The organism is Sorangium sp. So ce302, from assembly GCF_051530145.1.
GTDB lineage: Bacteria > Myxococcota_A > Polyangia > Polyangiales > Polyangiaceae > Sorangium > Sorangium cellulosum_B.
Genome location: NZ_CP150326.1, coordinates 13207981 through 13223416 on the forward strand (window position 1 = coordinate 13207981; position 15436 = coordinate 13223416).

Below are 15436 nucleotides of genomic sequence, written 5' to 3' on the forward strand. Positions count from 1 at the left end.
ATGGACCCGTGCTATCGGGCCTTGCTACTCTGCGTTGCAGGCATGGTGTAACGAATCGTTGCACGGGTGACGCCAACGCATGAATACGCCACTGTCGCCACCTGGAGCGGTGCGGACCGACGGATCATCCGTCCAGATCGGCGCTCTCGTTCCGCTGACTCGGCCCGGCTGGGTCGAGGCAGGCCGGCACTTGCTCGCTGGACTCGAGCTGGCCGTTCGCGAGGTCAATGACGCCGGCGGGATCGTCGGAAGACCACTCGAGCTGGTGGTCCGAGACACCGCGGCCGATCCGCAGAGGGCCGCGGCGGCCGTCGATGAGCTGGCTCGCCTGGGCGTGGCTGCCTTGGCGGGGGAGTATCACAGCGTCGCCGCTCGCGCCGCTGCCGGCAGGGCCGACGCCCTCGGCCTGCCGTTCCTCTGCTCGTCAGCGGTCCTCGACGCGCTCACCGAACAGCCAGCGGAATGGGTCGCGCGCCTCGCCCCGGCGCAGTCCCACGGCTGGCGGATCTACGCGGACTTCCTCCTCGGCGCGGGCCACAGGCGCATCGCCGTAGCCGCCGACTCGAGCGTCTACTGGGCGTCCGGGGCCCGCGTTCTGCGGGACCACCTCGCTCCACGCGGCGGCACCGTCATCGAGCTCGACATGCGCGCGCTCGCCCCCGCGGCCGTGTGCGACGAGCTCGCCGGCAACCGCGCGACAGCCCTCCTTCTTCTGGTCGGCTACCCGGAGCCGGCGGTGTCGATCGTCAGGTCTGTCCGCCGCGACCAGCGCCTCGCCGAGATCATGATCGGTGCTCCGGCCGGGCAACCGGAGTTCGCCGAATGGGCGGCGTTGCTGGGCGGTGACAACGCCGCGATCCCGTTCTTGCGCTACCTGCCCGAGCGCCTCAGCCAACTCGGTGCCCGAGTCGAGACGGCCCTGCGCGAGCGGCTGGCCGAAGCGCCTTCCTTCGTCGCCTTCGAGGGCTACGACACGGTCGCCGTCCTCGCCGATGTGCTGCGTTCTCACGGCGCGGACCGGGCGCGCACCGCCGAATCCTGGGCGCGCGTCGCGGTCGAAGGCACCCGCGGGCAGATCCGGTTCTGCCGCGCGCCAGGCATCAGCGTTTGGCAGTGGGCTTGGGCGCCAGTCCAGGTCGTTGATCGAGATCCGGCGGAACCCGATCGCTTTCGGATCCTTCACGCCGGCTGAGAGAGCACGCAGGTCCGACTGCCGGAGGCGCCGCCCGGCCCTGACCCGCCCGCGAGGCGGCCTGCTCACCACGTCGAAGGGCCGGGCGGCCCGACGCGCCCTGTGGCGAACGTGCCGATGGTGGACCAGTGGGCCGTGCACGGGGGCAGCGAGGACAGCGAGGACAGCGAGGCCACATGGTCGTGGAACTCGGAGATGCGCAGGTTCTCCACGTTCAAGCACTTCGCGCCTTCGGGGCTCCAGATCGCTTCGAGGTGCGTCGGGTCGGCGCCCGGAAGGATGCCCAGCTTGTCGCGCACGACGATCGGGGTGCCCGGGCGCGTGAAGCTGGTCGTGCGCTCCGCGCCGCCCGCGGGGCCCGCGAAGTAGGCCGCGCGCTTCGCGTGCAGGCAGGCGCCGAACAGGAAGCGGCCCTCGTCGGCGCTCGCCGTTTCGGTCCGCCAGGGGGCATATCCCCACGAGAGGCACGTGTCGATGGCCCCCGTCTCACAGCTCATCGTGGTCGCGCTCGCGTCGCGCGCGACGGTGGCGAAGAGCCCGTCGACCCTGCTCTCCCCCGCGAACGACGCCCGGAGATCGACGCCGGCCACGCTGCAGTGGCGGCGCCACCGGGAGGCGCTCGGATCGGCCCCGGCGGGGACCACCCGGTATTTGACGTTGTACCGTCGGAACCAGGGGCGCGGCTCCGGATCCGGCGGCGGAGGCGGCAGCGGCGCCGGGCCCGGCGGCTCTACCATCAGCTCGTAGCGGAAGAACAGGCCCCCGGGGCCGGCCACCTCGAGCTTGAACGAGGAGAGCGCCGCTCCCCGGACGGGCGGGAACACAACGCCGTCGAGCGCAACCTCGATCTCGAGCTCCATCCCGACGGCGCGCACGCTTCGCAGCACGACCGGCCGAAAGGCCGTCTCGCCGGGCAGCCTGCGCGACGCGCTCACGGCGGACGAGTACAGCGCGGCGGGTCTCGTCGCGCTGCGGAACTCGAGCTTGACGCTCCCCCCGGCGTTGACGAACCGCTCGGGGCAAAAGGACGGGACGCCTTGATCGTTGAGAAAGCAGTAGGTGCTATCGCTGGCCGCCATCACGTAGATACCCGGGCCGTTGCTGCCAGGGCGCTTCGTGGGGTCATAAGGCAGCAGCGCCCTGAGGTCGGGGATCTCGTACGTCGTGTCCCCCTCGGCGCCTCCCGTCGCCGCGCCGGGCGGCAGCGCGCCGGCGGGCTCGCCGGCGCCGCCGGCCTCGATCCCGGACGGGGGCGCGTCCGGCGCCGCCTGCGCTGCGTCTTCGGGATCCCCGGGCTCGGGCAGAGCGCAGGCGCCGCACGCGCCCGCTGCCAGGAGCGCCAGCATCGATCGCGCGCGCCACGCCGCCGAGGCGCCTCCGGCGGCCCGCACGCCGCGCCCACGTCGCTCGCCTCGCCAGGTTTCGTTTCTCATCGGACATCCTCCTCGTCGCGCTCGTCGCGTTCGCCGCCCTCACCACCTCGGGGACCGCGGCATCTGCTGGACACAGGCCCCCGTGCTCCGACAGCCCCGCAGGGACGCCCCGGGGCGGGAGGCAGGATGCGGCCCTTCAGCCCCGGGCGCCGCCTTCACTCGCAGCTCGGCGGGCGGATGGTCGTGCCGCCGGCGGTGACGCTGAAGGGCGGTCGATTCGGGCTGAAGGGCTTCGCGTGGTCGTCGCAGGCCTCGACGCCGAAGAGCGCTCGCGCCGCGCCTGCGCCGAAGGCGTCTTCGCACTGCTGCATCGCCTCGCTCACCGCCCTGGCCTCGGCGCCGATGGCGCTCGTGTCGACGCTGCCGTCGGGGTTGAAGCGAATGTCGGTCACGTGGTTCACGCTCGTCAGGCTGGTCTGCGTCGAGACAGGGGCGCACACGAGGCTGAGCTGGGCCTCGACGCACTTCGCCTGCGCAGCGCTGAACCCGCTGGCGCGCAGGGTGTTCGAGTACGAAGCCGGGTCGGCGCAGACGTTCGACGGGTAGGGGAAGCCGGAGACCGCCCGGCCCGTCAGGCAGATGTTCACGGCCGGGCGCGCGCCGCTCGGCGGATCGGCCTCGCAAGGCGGCGGCGTCGGCGGGTTCGGCGCCGTGTCGGCGAGGCAGGTGTTGACGTCGACGGGGAAGCTCGAGAAGGCGCCGTCGAGCGGCAGGTGCGACTGGACGTTCGGCTGCGTCAGGGGCGCGCCCGTGCCGGAGCCGGTGCCCATGCGGAAGCGGTTCGCCTCGGGCCAGTCGCCCGTCGTCGTCTCGGCCAGCGTCCCGCGGGTGTTGACGATGGGCACGTCGAAGCCGAAGGGCCCGAAGCGCAGGTGCAGCTTGATGGCCGCCGAGTACGTCGCGTTCACGAAGCCGCGGGGGGTCACCGAGAGCACCGTGACGGGCTGCTGGTTCTCGAGCGCGACCGCATCGCGCAGCACCTGCTCCTGGCCGCCGTTGACCCCGAGCCCGCCGGAGACGTCGAGCCACATGGCGAAGATGCCGATGTCGAACCCGGCGCCCGCCGTCAATACCGACTCCATGCCGGCGCTGTGCCGCACCGTGAAGGTGTGATCATCGTCCTGGATCATGCGCGCGAGCATCGGGTTCGTCACCGGCATCAGGCCCATGTCGCCCGCGCCCGAGGGCGACAGCAAGAACCAGCGCAGGCCCGACGCCGGCGCGACCGGCGTCGGCGTGGCGGCCGTGCCCGAGCTGAGCATCATCGGCATGTCGCCCCACGACACCGGGAAGGGCACGACGATCGAGCCGATGGGGCCCATCGGCCGCGGCGTCAGGCCGAAGGGCAGCGTGCCCGAGGTGTGGCCGAGCAGCCGTTCGTTGGGCGTGCTCAGCGCGCCGATGTCGGCGCGCGCTTTGAGCTCGAGGTTCACGTGCACGACGCCGATATCGAACAGCGGGAACCTGACGGGGTCGGGCCGCACGACCGCCCGGCGCGAGACCACCGCGTCGGCGTGCGTCACGGTCTGAAAGCGCCGGCGGAAGGCGCCCGTCGTCGGATCGAGCGACGCGTCGTTCACCACCTCGCCGTCCGCGCTGACGAAGGCGAGCGGCGCGCGCATCTCGCCGAAGCCAGGCAGACCCATGTTGCCGATCGGCGTCAGCTTGCCCCCCGCGAGGATGGGCACGACGAACGCCTGCGCGCCGTCGTTGACGCCCGAGCCGGTGAAGCGCTCGGGCCCGTCGAGCACCACCGTCGGCTCCATGACGAGCAGGTCCACCGTGCGGCCGAAGAGCCTGAGCTCGGCGAGCGCCCTCTGGCCCATCGACCGCTTGCGGCGCGCGCTCTGCTGGCGTTGCACCTCGCGGGCCGCGCAGTACAGGCGCGCGCCTCGCTGGCGCGCCTCGCCGAACAGGCGCGGGTCCGGGTAATTGAACGTGCCTGTCTTCTCGATCGAGCGCTTCAGCCAGCGGGCGCGCGCGGCGCCGAAGCCGTCGAAGTCCTGCGTCACGCTGGCCGAGAGTCCCCCGGGGAACATCGCCTCGAAATCGGCCAGCACCGCGCTGGCGTCGGCCTCGTCGAGCGCGGCGGCGACCTTCGCGTCCGCGCTCGCGAGCGCCTCGTCGAGGTGCGTCCTGAGCGCCGGAGGCGCCGAGAAGGGGTCGGCCGTGGCCGCGTTGCGCCAGGCTGCGCGATCGCTCGTCGGCCCGGCCGCGAGGTTCGCTCCGTTCGAGAAGCTCGCCAGGCGGATGGCGCTCCCGCTCGTGTCGCTGATCGGCGTGCTCGCCGGCACCGCGCTCATGCCGGCCGCGGGCAAGGTCGCGCTCGCGGTGGCGGGGCCGGCGACCGGCGAGCTCACGCTGACGATCGGCTGCTCGCCGGCGCCGGTGTCGTCCGGCGCTTCCGGCGCGGGCTCCGCGTCGGCGAGGCACCCGGCCGCGAGCGCGCCGAGCGCACCCAGGACTACAGGAGACAGGACCGAGCTGCGGCGGGCGCGCGTGTGGACATGATTCGACATGATTTCCTCCTGAGCTGGTTCGCGACGCCTGCGCGCGGCGCGCGGCGCGGCGTCGTCGACGGATGGCCTCGCGCCCCCCGGCGCAGGGGGCGCGGCGTCGTGGCGTCGACCCGGCCACCGCGGAAGTCGGTGCCGCCGCGCGCGGCATGCTCCGCGGACGCGACAGCCTTTCGCGACGGCCTTTCGCGACGGCCTTTCGCGAAGGTGTTTAGCGAGGCGCGTGCCAGCCGCTCTGCCTCCGGCCCGGATCCAGCGCAGGCCCGCGGGCGCCGCCGCGGGACGCTGCGCCTCGTGTCGCCCCTCGGAGCCCCCGCCCCGGGCACCGGCTCGGGCACCGCTGTGGACACCCCTATGGGCACACCCGTCGGCGCCAGGCACCTATACTGACCGTGGGATGACGGACGACGGGTCGACCCTGCAGCCGAGCGGGCATCGCGCCTCGAGCAGCGGCGGGCCCGCCGCCGCGCCGGGCCTCGTCCGCGTCTTCGGCGCCGGGGTGACCCTGGCCAGCGCGCTGCCCTTCGAGGGCGAGGCGCTCGAGCTGGGTCGCGGCTCGGCGGCGCTCGGCGAGGCGAAGGACCCGCGCATGTCGCGGCGCCATGCCCGCTTCCGCTTCGATGGGCGGCGCTTCTGGGTCGAAGACCTCGGCAGCCAGAACGGCACCGTCGTCGACGGGGAGCCGCTGCCGGCGGGGGCGCCGCGCGAGGCGACGTGCGTCGTGCGCCTCGGCGACTCGCTCTTCGTGCCCTCGATCGACGTCGGCCCCCTGGCGCGCCAGGGCGTCGTGGCGCGCCAGGGGTTCGTGCGAGGCCCGGCGATGCAGCGGCGGCTCGCCGAGGCGGTGCGCGCCGCCGAGCTCGGGCTCTCTCTGCACATTCGCGGCGAGAGCGGCACCGGCAAAGAGGGGGTCGCCCGTGCCTTTCACGAAGAAGGCCCGCGCGCCGCCGGGCCCTTCGTGCCGGTCAACTGCGCCTCCATCCCGCAGGGCATCGCCGAGCGCCTGCTCTTCGGCGTGCAGCGCGGCACCTACTCGAGCGCCAACGCCGACGCGCAGGGGTATCTCCAGGCGGCCGAGGGGGGCACCCTCTTTCTCGACGAGATCGGCGAGCTCGACCTCGAGGTGCAGGCCAAGCTCTTGCGCGCGCTCGAGACGCGCGAGGTGCTCGCGCTCGGCGCGTCCAGGCCGAAGAAGGTCGATTTTGCCTTCTGCTCGGCCAGCCACCGCGATCTGCGCGCGCAGGTCGCGAACGGGCGGCTGCGCGAAGACCTCTACTTTCGCCTGGGGCGCCCCGCCGTCGAGCTGCCGCCCCTGCGGCGGCGCCTCGAAGAGATGGCCCTCTTGATCGAGCGGCAAGTGCGGCAGCTCGCGCCCGAGCTGGGGCTCCACGTCTCGCTTGTCGAGGCGTGCCTGCTGCGGCCCTGGCCGGGCAACGTGCGCGAGCTCCTGGTCGAGGCGCGCGCCGCCGCCCAGAGCGCGCTCATGCAGGGGGCCTCGCGCGTCGAGGCCGCGCACCTCAGCCCGAGCGCCGGCGCCCTCTTCGAGCCCGACCCGCCCTCCGGCGCCCCGCCCGCCGAAGGCCGAGACAGCGCGCCTGCCGCGCCCCGGGCGCGCCGCGCGCTGCCCTCGCGCGCCCCCCCGCTCGACGCCGGCGAGCGCGCCCGCATCGAGGCGGCGCTGCGCGAACAAGGCGGCAACGTGCGGGCCGCGGCGCGGGCGCTCGGCATGCACCGGACGCAGCTTCGCCGGCTCATCGAGCGGCACGGCCTCGGGGCGTCGACGGGCGCCGGCGAGCCCGACGACGCGCCGGGCTCTGTCGACGAGAGCCCGACCTAGCCCTGGCCAGACGACATCCCGGGCGTCTTCAACGAGGGCGGGGCGCCTCGTGCCCTCGTGGATGGGCTCGCTGCCTTCTTCAGGGTCTGATCGCGAGCAGCGTCGGCGTTTGACCGGGTGCCGCGGCGGCCATCGCGTCGATCAGCGCGCGCGGCTCGCCAGGCCCGACGGCGCCCGTCTTGCGGACGGCGTCGACCCTGCTGAGCCCCCACAGGAGCGCGGCCGCCGCCGGCGTGGGCAGGCGGCTCACCGTCACCATCGGCTCCGGCGTGATGGTGTTTCCGAGGTGGCGCACCACGCGTAACCCTTCCTCCAGGGCGCGCGCGAGGCGCATCGCCTCTGCCCACGACACGCCTGCTTGCCGCGCGTGGGCCGTGACGATGGCGACCATCGCCGGCACGGCGAGCGCCGCGTGCGTGCGCAGCCAGCTCTCCATGTCGGAGTGCACGACGGCGGGAATGCCGGCGTCCGTGAAGACCTTCGCCCAGGCCGCGTCGGTCACCGTGGTGACCATCCCTCGGGTGACGACCTTCGACGTCAGCTTGCCGTCCTCGAGGGTCGCCAGGATCGCAGGGAAGCCGAAGGCGAAGCGCGCCGGACCCACCGCCTCTCGGAGGCGGCCCAGCGGCTCGAAGGTGTTGAACATGAACATCACGGACTTCGCCGCGCTCCCGGCCAGCGCAGGGAGCACGGCGTCCACCTGGAACGCGAGCACCGTCACGAGCACCAGATCCCACGGCGCCGTCGCGTCGAGCGCGGCGCTCACGCGCACCGCCGCGCGCTCGCCCGAGGCGCTCACGATCGCCTCGTCCCGCCGCAGCTGCTCCAGCCGCTCTCCACGGGCGATCACCGTCACCTCGTGCCCCGCGCGCGCGAGCTGAAAGGCAAAGGTGCTTCCAATCCTACCGGCGCCGACAATGGCAATCTTCATGCGTTACACCGTAGCTCCTGTGAAAATGCCCATGGATGGCCGCACGACTCAGAAGTACCGGCCAAGCCTCTCCCTTGTGAACTCCGCCAGCTCCGAGGTGCGGCCGGGCTTTCGACGCCTCGCGGCGCCATCGTCATCGTCGGCGACGCGCTCCTCGGTGTTAAACCAACTGGATGGTTTAAATCTAGAGAGCGGCCTTGGCCGTGTCAACTGGGCGGAGCGGCGGTGCGCTCTCCTTGCCGCGCGCCACGGCGTGTGCTCCAGGAAGGATCCACCCATGCGCTACGACTCGGCGGCGACCAAGAAGAGGCTCCTCGACGCTGCGCTCGACGAGTTCGCCGAGCGAGGGCTGGCCGGCGCGCGTGTGGACCGCATCGCGGAGCGGGCCTCGGCGAACAAGCAGGCCATCTACGCCTATTTCGGCTCCAAGGAGGGTCTGTTCCGCAGCGTGCTCGAGGAGCGGTGCCAGATCGCGTTCGACGCCGTGCCCTTCGACCCGTCGGACCTGCCGGCCTTCGTCGCAGGCGTCTTCGATCACCTCGTCGAGAATCCGAAGAGCGTGCGGATGATGATGTGGAGGCAGCTCGAGCTCCCCGACGAGGCGCAGCACGACGTCGCGACCGCCAAGGTGCAGGAGCTCGCCGCGGCCTACGACCTCGGGGCGACACCGAAGCCGTGCGCCGAGGACCTGTTCGTCATCCTCCTCGGGCTGTCGATGTCCTGGTTCAGCTTCGCGCCAAACCAGCCGGCCGCGAAGGGATCGGCGGCGGAGCAGCGGCTGCACGCCTTCAGGCGCTCGCTGGTCACGGCGGTCGACGCGGTCGTGAAGGCGATGGCGACGAAGAAGCGGTAGCTGGTCCGTGCCGGGCCTGGGCGCCATTGGCCGCCGAGGATGCCGCCGGCGCGCTGCCAAAGCAGGCGGGCGGCAGTCCATGACGGCAGCCCGCGAGCACCGCGGCGCTCAGGGGAACCACGCGGCGACCCGCACCACCTCGCGCGCCGCGCCGGCCAGGCCCTCGTCGCCCGCGAGGGCCGCGATGAGCGGCGCGAGCCGATCGAGGCTCACGCCGTCGCCCGCGAGCGCGGCAGGGCGGATGTCTGCGGCCAGCGCGTCGAGCAGGAGGCCGAATGCCGCCGCGGCCCCCTCAGGCGGGAGATGGCGGGCCAACGGCAGCAGGGCGAGCAGGCGGTTCGGCTCGTCGGCGCCGAGGCGCAGGGCCAGTGGCAGGGCCCGGCGCGCCAGGTCGGGGGCGTGCACGGGGTCGTGGCTTGCCAGGTAGCCGAGGGCGCTCAGGTGGTGGGCGTCGCCGAGCGGCGCGATCCAGGCGAGCAACGCGTCGCTCTCGCCCGCAGCGCCGAGCCACGGGCCCACGTCGAACAGCAGCCCGTAGCGATCGAGCGGCTTCGCCTTCCGAACGGCCGCCTCGATCCGCGCCTGCAGCCGCGCCGGATCGGTGGCGAACGGGAGGCTTCGGGCCAGCGCCCGCACGCGCGATGCTTCCGGCAACGCTTCGAGCAGGTCTTCGGCGGGATCGCCCTGCGCTCGCAGGCGCGGTATCAGGCCCTCGAAGAGCTCGACGGCGTGCTCGCCGAACCCGGGTGCGAGCTTCGCGGCACGGCGGGCCTCCGGGGCGTCGAGGAGCGGCACGAGCTGCTTGAGCGTCCAGTGCCACTGCAGGCCGTACGGCTCGATGTGCTGCTCCACCGCAGCGAATGCGGCGTGCACGCGGTCGGGATCGCCGAGGACCCCCGCGAGCGCGGCGAGCACCCGCGCCCGCGCGGGCCCAGGCAGTGCCTCCACGTCGGGCCAGAGCGCCTCGGCGACCGCGCGCGGGAAATATTTGGAGAAGCAGTCGATATCGCCAGGATCTCCGGCGCCATCGCGGAGACTAGCGAGCGCCTCACGCGCGACCGCGACCCCTTCCTCCGTAGGCAGTCCCCCCGTCGCGACGAGCATCTGATGTGCTCGATCCTCCGCGTTCTCCACGGTCCGGAACGCGGTGAGCGCTTCTCGCGCGACCGTGTACCCCGCCTCGCCCTCGAGGACTTCGGCGAGGCTCAGGAGGACATCCCCGCGGAACTCGACGTCCGGGATGCGCCGTGCGGCGTCCTTGGCCCACTCGAGCACCTCGGCGCGCGCCGGGCCGGCCGCCATCGCCGCGCCGAGCGCGGTGAGCGCCCTGGCCTGCCGCCGCTCATCCGCGATCGGCGTTTCCCGAGTCATGGGCTCGACGCCCACAGGAGCATCGTCGTCCTCGCGGCGGGCGCACGAGTTCACGCTCGCCTCGACCAGGGCCGCGCGCACTGCGAGGGCCGTTGCCTCGTGACTCATTGGAAGCGCCCCGACGGCGCGACGGCGCACGCGCTCGAGGTCGGCGACGAAGCCGAGATAGCCCTCGGGCCGAGCCATCCAGCGGGCAAGGTGCTCCTCGGTCACCAGGGCGGCGAATGCCTGGAGCGGCGCGGCGGCCTGCTCGAGGTGGGCGCGCGCGTAGGCGCACGGATAGCCGTCCGGTGCGAGCGACAGGAGCCGGCGGATCGATGTTTCCCGCTCGCTGCGGTCGAGGCGCTCCTCCACCTCGCGACGGGCCGCGTTCGTGCGGAACGCGTAGGTGCCATCGATGGTCGTGAGGAGCGGCTCGATCCCGGCGAGGGCACCCTCGATCGGAACCCCGAGGGCGGTCGTGATCTCGTCCTGGCGAAGCCGGCCGTAGGCGACCGAAAGCAGGCCGAGGAGCGGGGCCGGAACCGCGCCGGCGGCCGCGAGGAGCGCCGCCGGATCGCCCGGCGCGGGCCAGGGCCCTGTCGGCAGCGGATGGATCCGCGTGCGCGCCGAATCGAAGCCGAGGCGCTGGATCCACGCGCGGGCCGCAGCGTCGTCGCCCTCGACGGTGGCGAGCACCTTGACGCGGGGACCCACGGCCGAGAACAGCGCCGGCCAGGAGACGAGCGGCTCCGCCTCCTCCACGTCGGTGATCGCGAGCAGCAGCGACGGCTCGCCCTCCGTCGGCCCCACGCGCACGTGCTCTTCCGCGATCCGCATGCGCAGCGACCGAGGAGACCCACCACCGTAACCGGCGAGCAGCCGCGAGGTGAGCAACGCGACCAGGTCGCGTTCGAGCCTGAGATCGGGCGCGATCGGCACGAGAGTTGCAGCGTAAGTGGTGCCTTCCCGCTGTGTACGGACCAGGTGGGCGGCCACGACCGCGCGTCGGCTGGGGCGCGGGCCGTGCAAGATTGCATAGGGCCGGTCTGGCTCCTCGATCCACCGGCCGAGCGCGGCCAGCGCGCTTTGCTCTCCGGGGTCGAGCGTGGCGCGCAACGCCTCGTCCCAGGCGCAGCGACAGGCGCGCTCGACAGGTGCGGGGGCGGGGATTCGGGGCCGGGGTGTCGTCATCGCGTGCGTCAGGTGGTGAACGGGGGGGTTGTGGAGCGCGTCGTCCGGATGTTCCGTTGTCGAGAGCGCCTCCGCTCGCCGCTCTGCGTGATGTTCCCATCCCACCGGCCCATCTTGTTCACCTTGGTTTCCGTCTCGTCGTTTGGGCCGATCACGCCGCCCTTTGCGTCGTCCCCGATGTTGGCCGGGTGGAGGCCGAGCTCGCGGAAGATCTGCGCGCACATGGGGCAGGGCGCCATGCCCTCGCCATCCTCGTTCGTGGTCTCGATCGTCGCGCCGTTCCTGAAGCGCTTCTGAAGCTCGGCGCGCACCTCCTCATTGGTCATCTTACGCTTCCCCTGCGCCGTTCGCTGTGCGTCCCCTTCGTTGCGGATCTGGCGCGCCATCTTGTGCAGCGCGTCCACCTCCGCGCATGTTGTGTCCCCTGTCTGGGTCTCGTTCCGCGCCTTCTGCGCGTTCTTGACGGCCTCGGTGATGGCGTCGTCCTTGCCGAACTGTTCGCGCTGGGCCTCTGCCTTTGCCCCGCCGCGCTCTCCCTGGCTCTTGCCCTCGATATCGCCCGGCACCCCGCGACGGTTCTTCGGATCGGTGAAGTCCTTCCCCCCAGGGTCGTTCCCGGCCGCGTTCCGGACGGTCGAGAACGGCATCAGCCCGCTCGGATCGACGAACCGCGTCGGCGCGTTGCCGGCGTAGTCGAAGCCGTTGAAGCCGCCGTCGAGCCCCGCCGGGTCCGCGCTCAGGTACCGGCCGAGCGCGGGATCGAAGTAGCGGTAGCGGTTGTAGACGAGCCCCGTCTCCTCGTCCTCGTACTGGCCCGGGAAGCGGAGCGGCGTCGTGGTCCGCCCGCCCTCCTTCACCTTCGCGCCGAACGCGGAGCGCTCGAGCTCGCACACCACCTCGCCCGCGGGGCCGACCAGGCGCTCCGGCGCGCCCACGTCGTCGTTGAGGTAATGGAACCACGGGCTCTCCTCGCGCCGCCCGCCCGCCACGCGCGTGTCGCGGTGGGCCCAGGGGGCGTACCGGGCCTCCTCGAAGCAGTACGTGCGCTCCTCCACCACGGGATCGCCCGCCGCCTGCGCCACGCGCTTGATCTCGTGGACGAGCACGCCGCCGTCCCACACGAAGCGCACGCATGAGGTACACGTCCCCCCGCGCGTTCTCGGCCTGCACGAGGCGGCCCTCGCGATCGTAGCCGAGCCGGTTCACCTCGCCGTTCGGGCGCCGGATCGCGCAGACCTTGTGGAGGCCTCCGCGATCGAAGCGCGTCGAGGTGCCGTCCGGGTGATCGACGCGCACGACGTCCCCGTTGCGATCGTGGGCATAGCGGGTCACGCCCCCGTCCGGGTGGCGCACGGCGATGCGATCGCCCCGATCGTTGTAGGCGTACGACGTGATGTGCCCGAGCGCGTCGCGCACCGAGAGGCAACGTCCCCAGTAGTCGTAGACGTGCTCGGTGACGGCGCCTGTCCCGTCCATCTTCTGGATCACGTTGCCGTGCGCGTCGTGGAGGAAGCGCGTGCGCGCGCCGTTCGGCGCGACGGTCTCCGTGATGAGCCCCCGCGCCTCGACGCGCACCTCGAAGGTCGCGCCGATCGGATCGGTCCAGTACAGGACGCCCGGGGTGCGCGTCACCTCCGTGACGCCGCCGGCCGGGTCGGTGACGCGGCGGATGTGCCCGTCCGGCTCTCGCTCGATGACGGTTGTGCGGCCCAGCGGATCGCTCACGCGGAGCGTGCGGCCGCGGGCGTCGCGGACCCAGGTCGTGGTGGCCCCGAGCGGGTTGGTGAACGAGCGGAGATTGCCGTTCTCATCGTAGGTGCGGCAGTAGACGGCCCCGCCGGATACGGCCTTGTCGAGCTTGCCGAACTCGTTGGCGAAATAGCGGTGAACGGTGATCGAGTCCGCCACCTCCGAATACCCATCCTCCCCGTAGACGAGCGTGCAATGGTAGATCCCCCGCGCCTTCGTGCCATCGGCGAGCGTCTCGGGCACGCCCTTCGCGAGGCCCAGGCGCCCCGGATCGGGGTGATCGCCCCAGGTCTCGACGCAGCGGCCGCGCTCGTCGTACCGGAAATGGAACGTGAGATCCTCGGGATCCGTGCGCGAGGTCAGCCGGTGATCGTCGTAGGTGTAGCGGGTGACGCAGTCCTCGGCGTCCGTATCGGCGATGAGGTCGCCGCGTTCGTCGTAGGTGTAGCTCCGGAGCGTCACCCACCTTCCTCGCTCGGGGGCGTTCTTGATATCGAGCGCGGCGATGCGGCCGTCGGGCGCGCGCCGCACGCGCACCATGCGGCCGGCGGCGTCGGTGATCGACTCGATACGCCCGTCGCCGTAGGTGAGCCGCGTCGTGTTGCCATGGGCGTCGCGCACCGCGGAGAGGCGGTAGATCGAGCCGTCGCGCTCGGAGAACAGATAGAAGCTGCCCGCGGCGTCATCGAGGACGAACCCGCCGGCGTCGCGGGTCAGCACCCAGCCGTCGGGGCCGACGCCCGCGTCTCCCTCGGCGATGGGGTCGAACGAGACCGCCGCGCCCGTGTCGGTCCACAGCACGGTGGTCTGGCGCCGCACCTCGACGGCCCACGCGAACGAGTGCACCCAGCCGAAGCCGAGGCCGACGTCGCGCTCGCGGGCGCTCGTGCTGTAGCGGCGCACGAACCGCAAGCCGAGGGGGCCGAGCAGATCGAGGTCGACCACGGGATCGGTGAACACGCGGCCGGTGGCGACGTCGACGGGGTCGCCCTTCGACACCTTCCCGCTCTTCTTCGACCCGTGGTGGTTCGGGCAGCCGGAGCCGTCGCCGCCCGCGCCGCCGCAGGCCGACTTCCCTCCTCCGCTGGCGCCGTCGCCCCCGTTGGAGCCGTCGGCGCCCTGGTCCTTGCCGCTCCCCTTGCCGCCCTTGCCGCTGCCGCCGCCGCTGCCGCCGCCGCCGCCCATGATGAAGACGCCGGGGTTCATGCCGGGGATCGCCGGGATATTCGGGACGGGGGCCGTGCGCGCCATGGGCCGAGCGTAACAGGGGGCGCACAGCACCTGACAGCCGCATCCTCCCCCCACGGACGCACAGGAGAGCACGTCGATCCGATCGGGCAGCCGAGAGGTTCATCGCGCTGCCTCCTCGTCCGGCCTGTCTCAACACCGTTGGCACCTCCATGCGCCTCCGCGCAATTTTGTCCATTCCCGCGCAATTGGCGTATTTGCGCGCTCGATGTTGCGGCAAGAGGCGAGCTGTCGGTATCGTGCGCGCCATTCGCCCACTCAGGAGCTCTGCCGTGCACAAGATCTACCTCGCCCTTTCCGCAGCATTCCTCGTCACCTCTACGGCCTGCTCGGATGAATCCAATCCAAGCGGTACGAGTAATGATCAGTCCAGCAGCAGCACTTCGACCAGCAGCGCCTCGGGCAGCGGTACCGGAGGCAGCGGCGGGTCAGGGAGCACGGGCGTCGGAGGAGGCGGCGCTGGTGCGACGAGCGGATCGGGCGGCGCAGGCGAGGGCGGTGCAGGCGAGGGCGGCGCGGGGACCGCTGGCGGGCCCGCGACCGGGGCTGGCGGGGACCCGGGCACCTCATCCCTGGGTTTCTTCGTGTCCACCCCGAGCGACAGCGGCGGCGATCTGGGCGGCATCGCCGGCGCGGACGCGACCTGCCAGGCGCTGGCGGCCGAGGTGGGCGCCGGCGGTCGCACGTGGCGCGCGTACCTGAGCACGAGCACGGAGGATGCCCGCGATCGCATCGGCAAGGGGCCCTGGGTCAACGCCAAGGGCGTCACGGTGGCCGCCACTGTCGAGGCGCTGCACGCGCTGCCCGGGGGCAACCCGGAGCTCTTCGTCGATCACAAGGGCAACCCCATCAACGGCCAGTGGCAGGGCTCTCCCACGCCGATCGAGCACGACATCCTCACGGGCTCGGCGGCGGACGGCACGGCCCTGGCCGCCACGTGCAACGACTGGACGTCGTCCACCGCCACGCCTGGGCCGCAGGTGGGGCACTCCGACGGCCTCGGTCCGAACATGAACGGGCAAGCGCCCTACAACTCGTGGAACTCCGTGCACGCCCCCGCGGGTTGCAGCCAGCAGCAGCTCGCGGCGGTGGGCGGCGCGGGCCGTATCTACTGCTTCGCCGCGGACTGAGCC

The 15436-nt window shown here is 72.5% G+C and carries 11 protein-coding genes and 1 pseudogene; 6 read left to right on the forward strand and 6 right to left on the reverse strand.

Annotated features, from left to right (window positions below):
- Window positions 1–79: 79 nt before the first annotated feature.
- On the forward strand, window positions 80–1192 hold the full coding sequence (locus WME73_RS50060) for an ABC transporter substrate-binding protein (RefSeq protein WP_437914203.1): 1113 nt from the start codon (window positions 80–82) through the stop codon (window positions 1190–1192).
- A 65-nt stretch (window positions 1193–1257) separates the two neighbouring features.
- Here WME73_RS50060 and WME73_RS50065 read toward each other — a convergent pair whose 3' ends face one another.
- Window positions 1258–2625 (reverse strand): ADYC domain-containing protein, encoded by a 1368-nt coding sequence (locus tag WME73_RS50065; RefSeq protein WP_437914204.1) that lies wholly within the window; start codon window positions 2623–2625, stop codon window positions 1258–1260.
- A gap of 155 nt (window positions 2626–2780) precedes the next feature.
- Window positions 2781–5144, reverse strand: coding sequence for a hypothetical protein (locus WME73_RS50070; RefSeq protein ID WP_437914206.1), 2364 nt, complete (start codon window positions 5142–5144; stop codon window positions 2781–2783).
- Window positions 5145–5538: 394 nt separating this feature from the next.
- Here WME73_RS50070 and WME73_RS50075 point away from each other — a divergent pair, with 394 nt between their 5' ends.
- On the forward strand, window positions 5539–6978 hold the full coding sequence (locus WME73_RS50075; RefSeq protein WP_437914207.1) for a sigma 54-interacting transcriptional regulator: 1440 nt from the start codon (window positions 5539–5541) through the stop codon (window positions 6976–6978).
- A gap of 79 nt (window positions 6979–7057) precedes the next feature.
- On the opposite strand, the gene WME73_RS50080 is transcribed toward WME73_RS50075, so the two are convergent.
- Window positions 7058–7909: a ketopantoate reductase family protein gene (locus WME73_RS50080; protein WP_437914209.1), complete on the reverse strand. Its 852-nt coding sequence runs from the start codon at window positions 7907–7909 to the stop codon at window positions 7058–7060.
- Between the two features lie 277 nt (window positions 7910–8186).
- Between WME73_RS50080 and WME73_RS50085 the strand changes: the two genes are divergently transcribed.
- Complete coding sequence (locus WME73_RS50085; RefSeq protein WP_437914211.1) at window positions 8187–8762, forward strand: TetR family transcriptional regulator; 576 nt, start codon at window positions 8187–8189, stop codon at window positions 8760–8762.
- Window positions 8763–8870: 108 nt separating this feature from the next.
- Here WME73_RS50085 and WME73_RS50090 read toward each other — a convergent pair whose 3' ends face one another.
- Entirely contained in the window at window positions 8871–11306 is a 2436-nt protein-coding gene (locus tag WME73_RS50090) for a hypothetical protein (protein WP_437914212.1), read from the reverse strand.
- A gap of 8 nt (window positions 11307–11314) precedes the next feature.
- Complete coding sequence (locus tag WME73_RS50095; RefSeq protein ID WP_437914214.1) at window positions 11315–12436, reverse strand: RHS repeat-associated core domain-containing protein; 1122 nt, start codon at window positions 12434–12436, stop codon at window positions 11315–11317.
- Between the two features lie 323 nt (window positions 12437–12759).
- On the opposite strand from WME73_RS50095, the gene WME73_RS50100 reads away from it, so the two are divergent.
- Entirely contained in the window at window positions 12760–13122 is a 363-nt protein-coding gene (locus WME73_RS50100) for a hypothetical protein (protein ID WP_437914215.1), read from the forward strand.
- A gap of 758 nt (window positions 13123–13880) precedes the next feature.
- Here WME73_RS50100 and WME73_RS50105 read toward each other — a convergent pair.
- Window positions 13881–14054 (reverse strand): annotated as a pseudogene (locus tag WME73_RS50105) (DUF6531 domain-containing protein); the annotation flags it as partial.
- Between WME73_RS50105 and WME73_RS50110 the strand changes: the two are divergent.
- Together WME73_RS50110 and WME73_RS50115 are read left to right on the forward strand one after the other, a co-directional pair.
- The gene (locus WME73_RS50110; RefSeq protein WP_437914216.1) at window positions 14008–14319 is read left to right on the forward strand and encodes a hypothetical protein; all 312 of its coding nucleotides are present in this window, start codon (window positions 14008–14010) and stop codon (window positions 14317–14319) included. The pseudogene WME73_RS50105 and the gene WME73_RS50110 sit on opposite strands and share 47 nt — an antisense overlap.
- A 568-nt stretch (window positions 14320–14887) precedes the next feature.
- Complete coding sequence (locus WME73_RS50115; RefSeq protein ID WP_437914218.1) at window positions 14888–15433, forward strand: hypothetical protein; 546 nt, start codon at window positions 14888–14890, stop codon at window positions 15431–15433.
- Window positions 15434–15436: the final 3 nt, after the last annotated feature.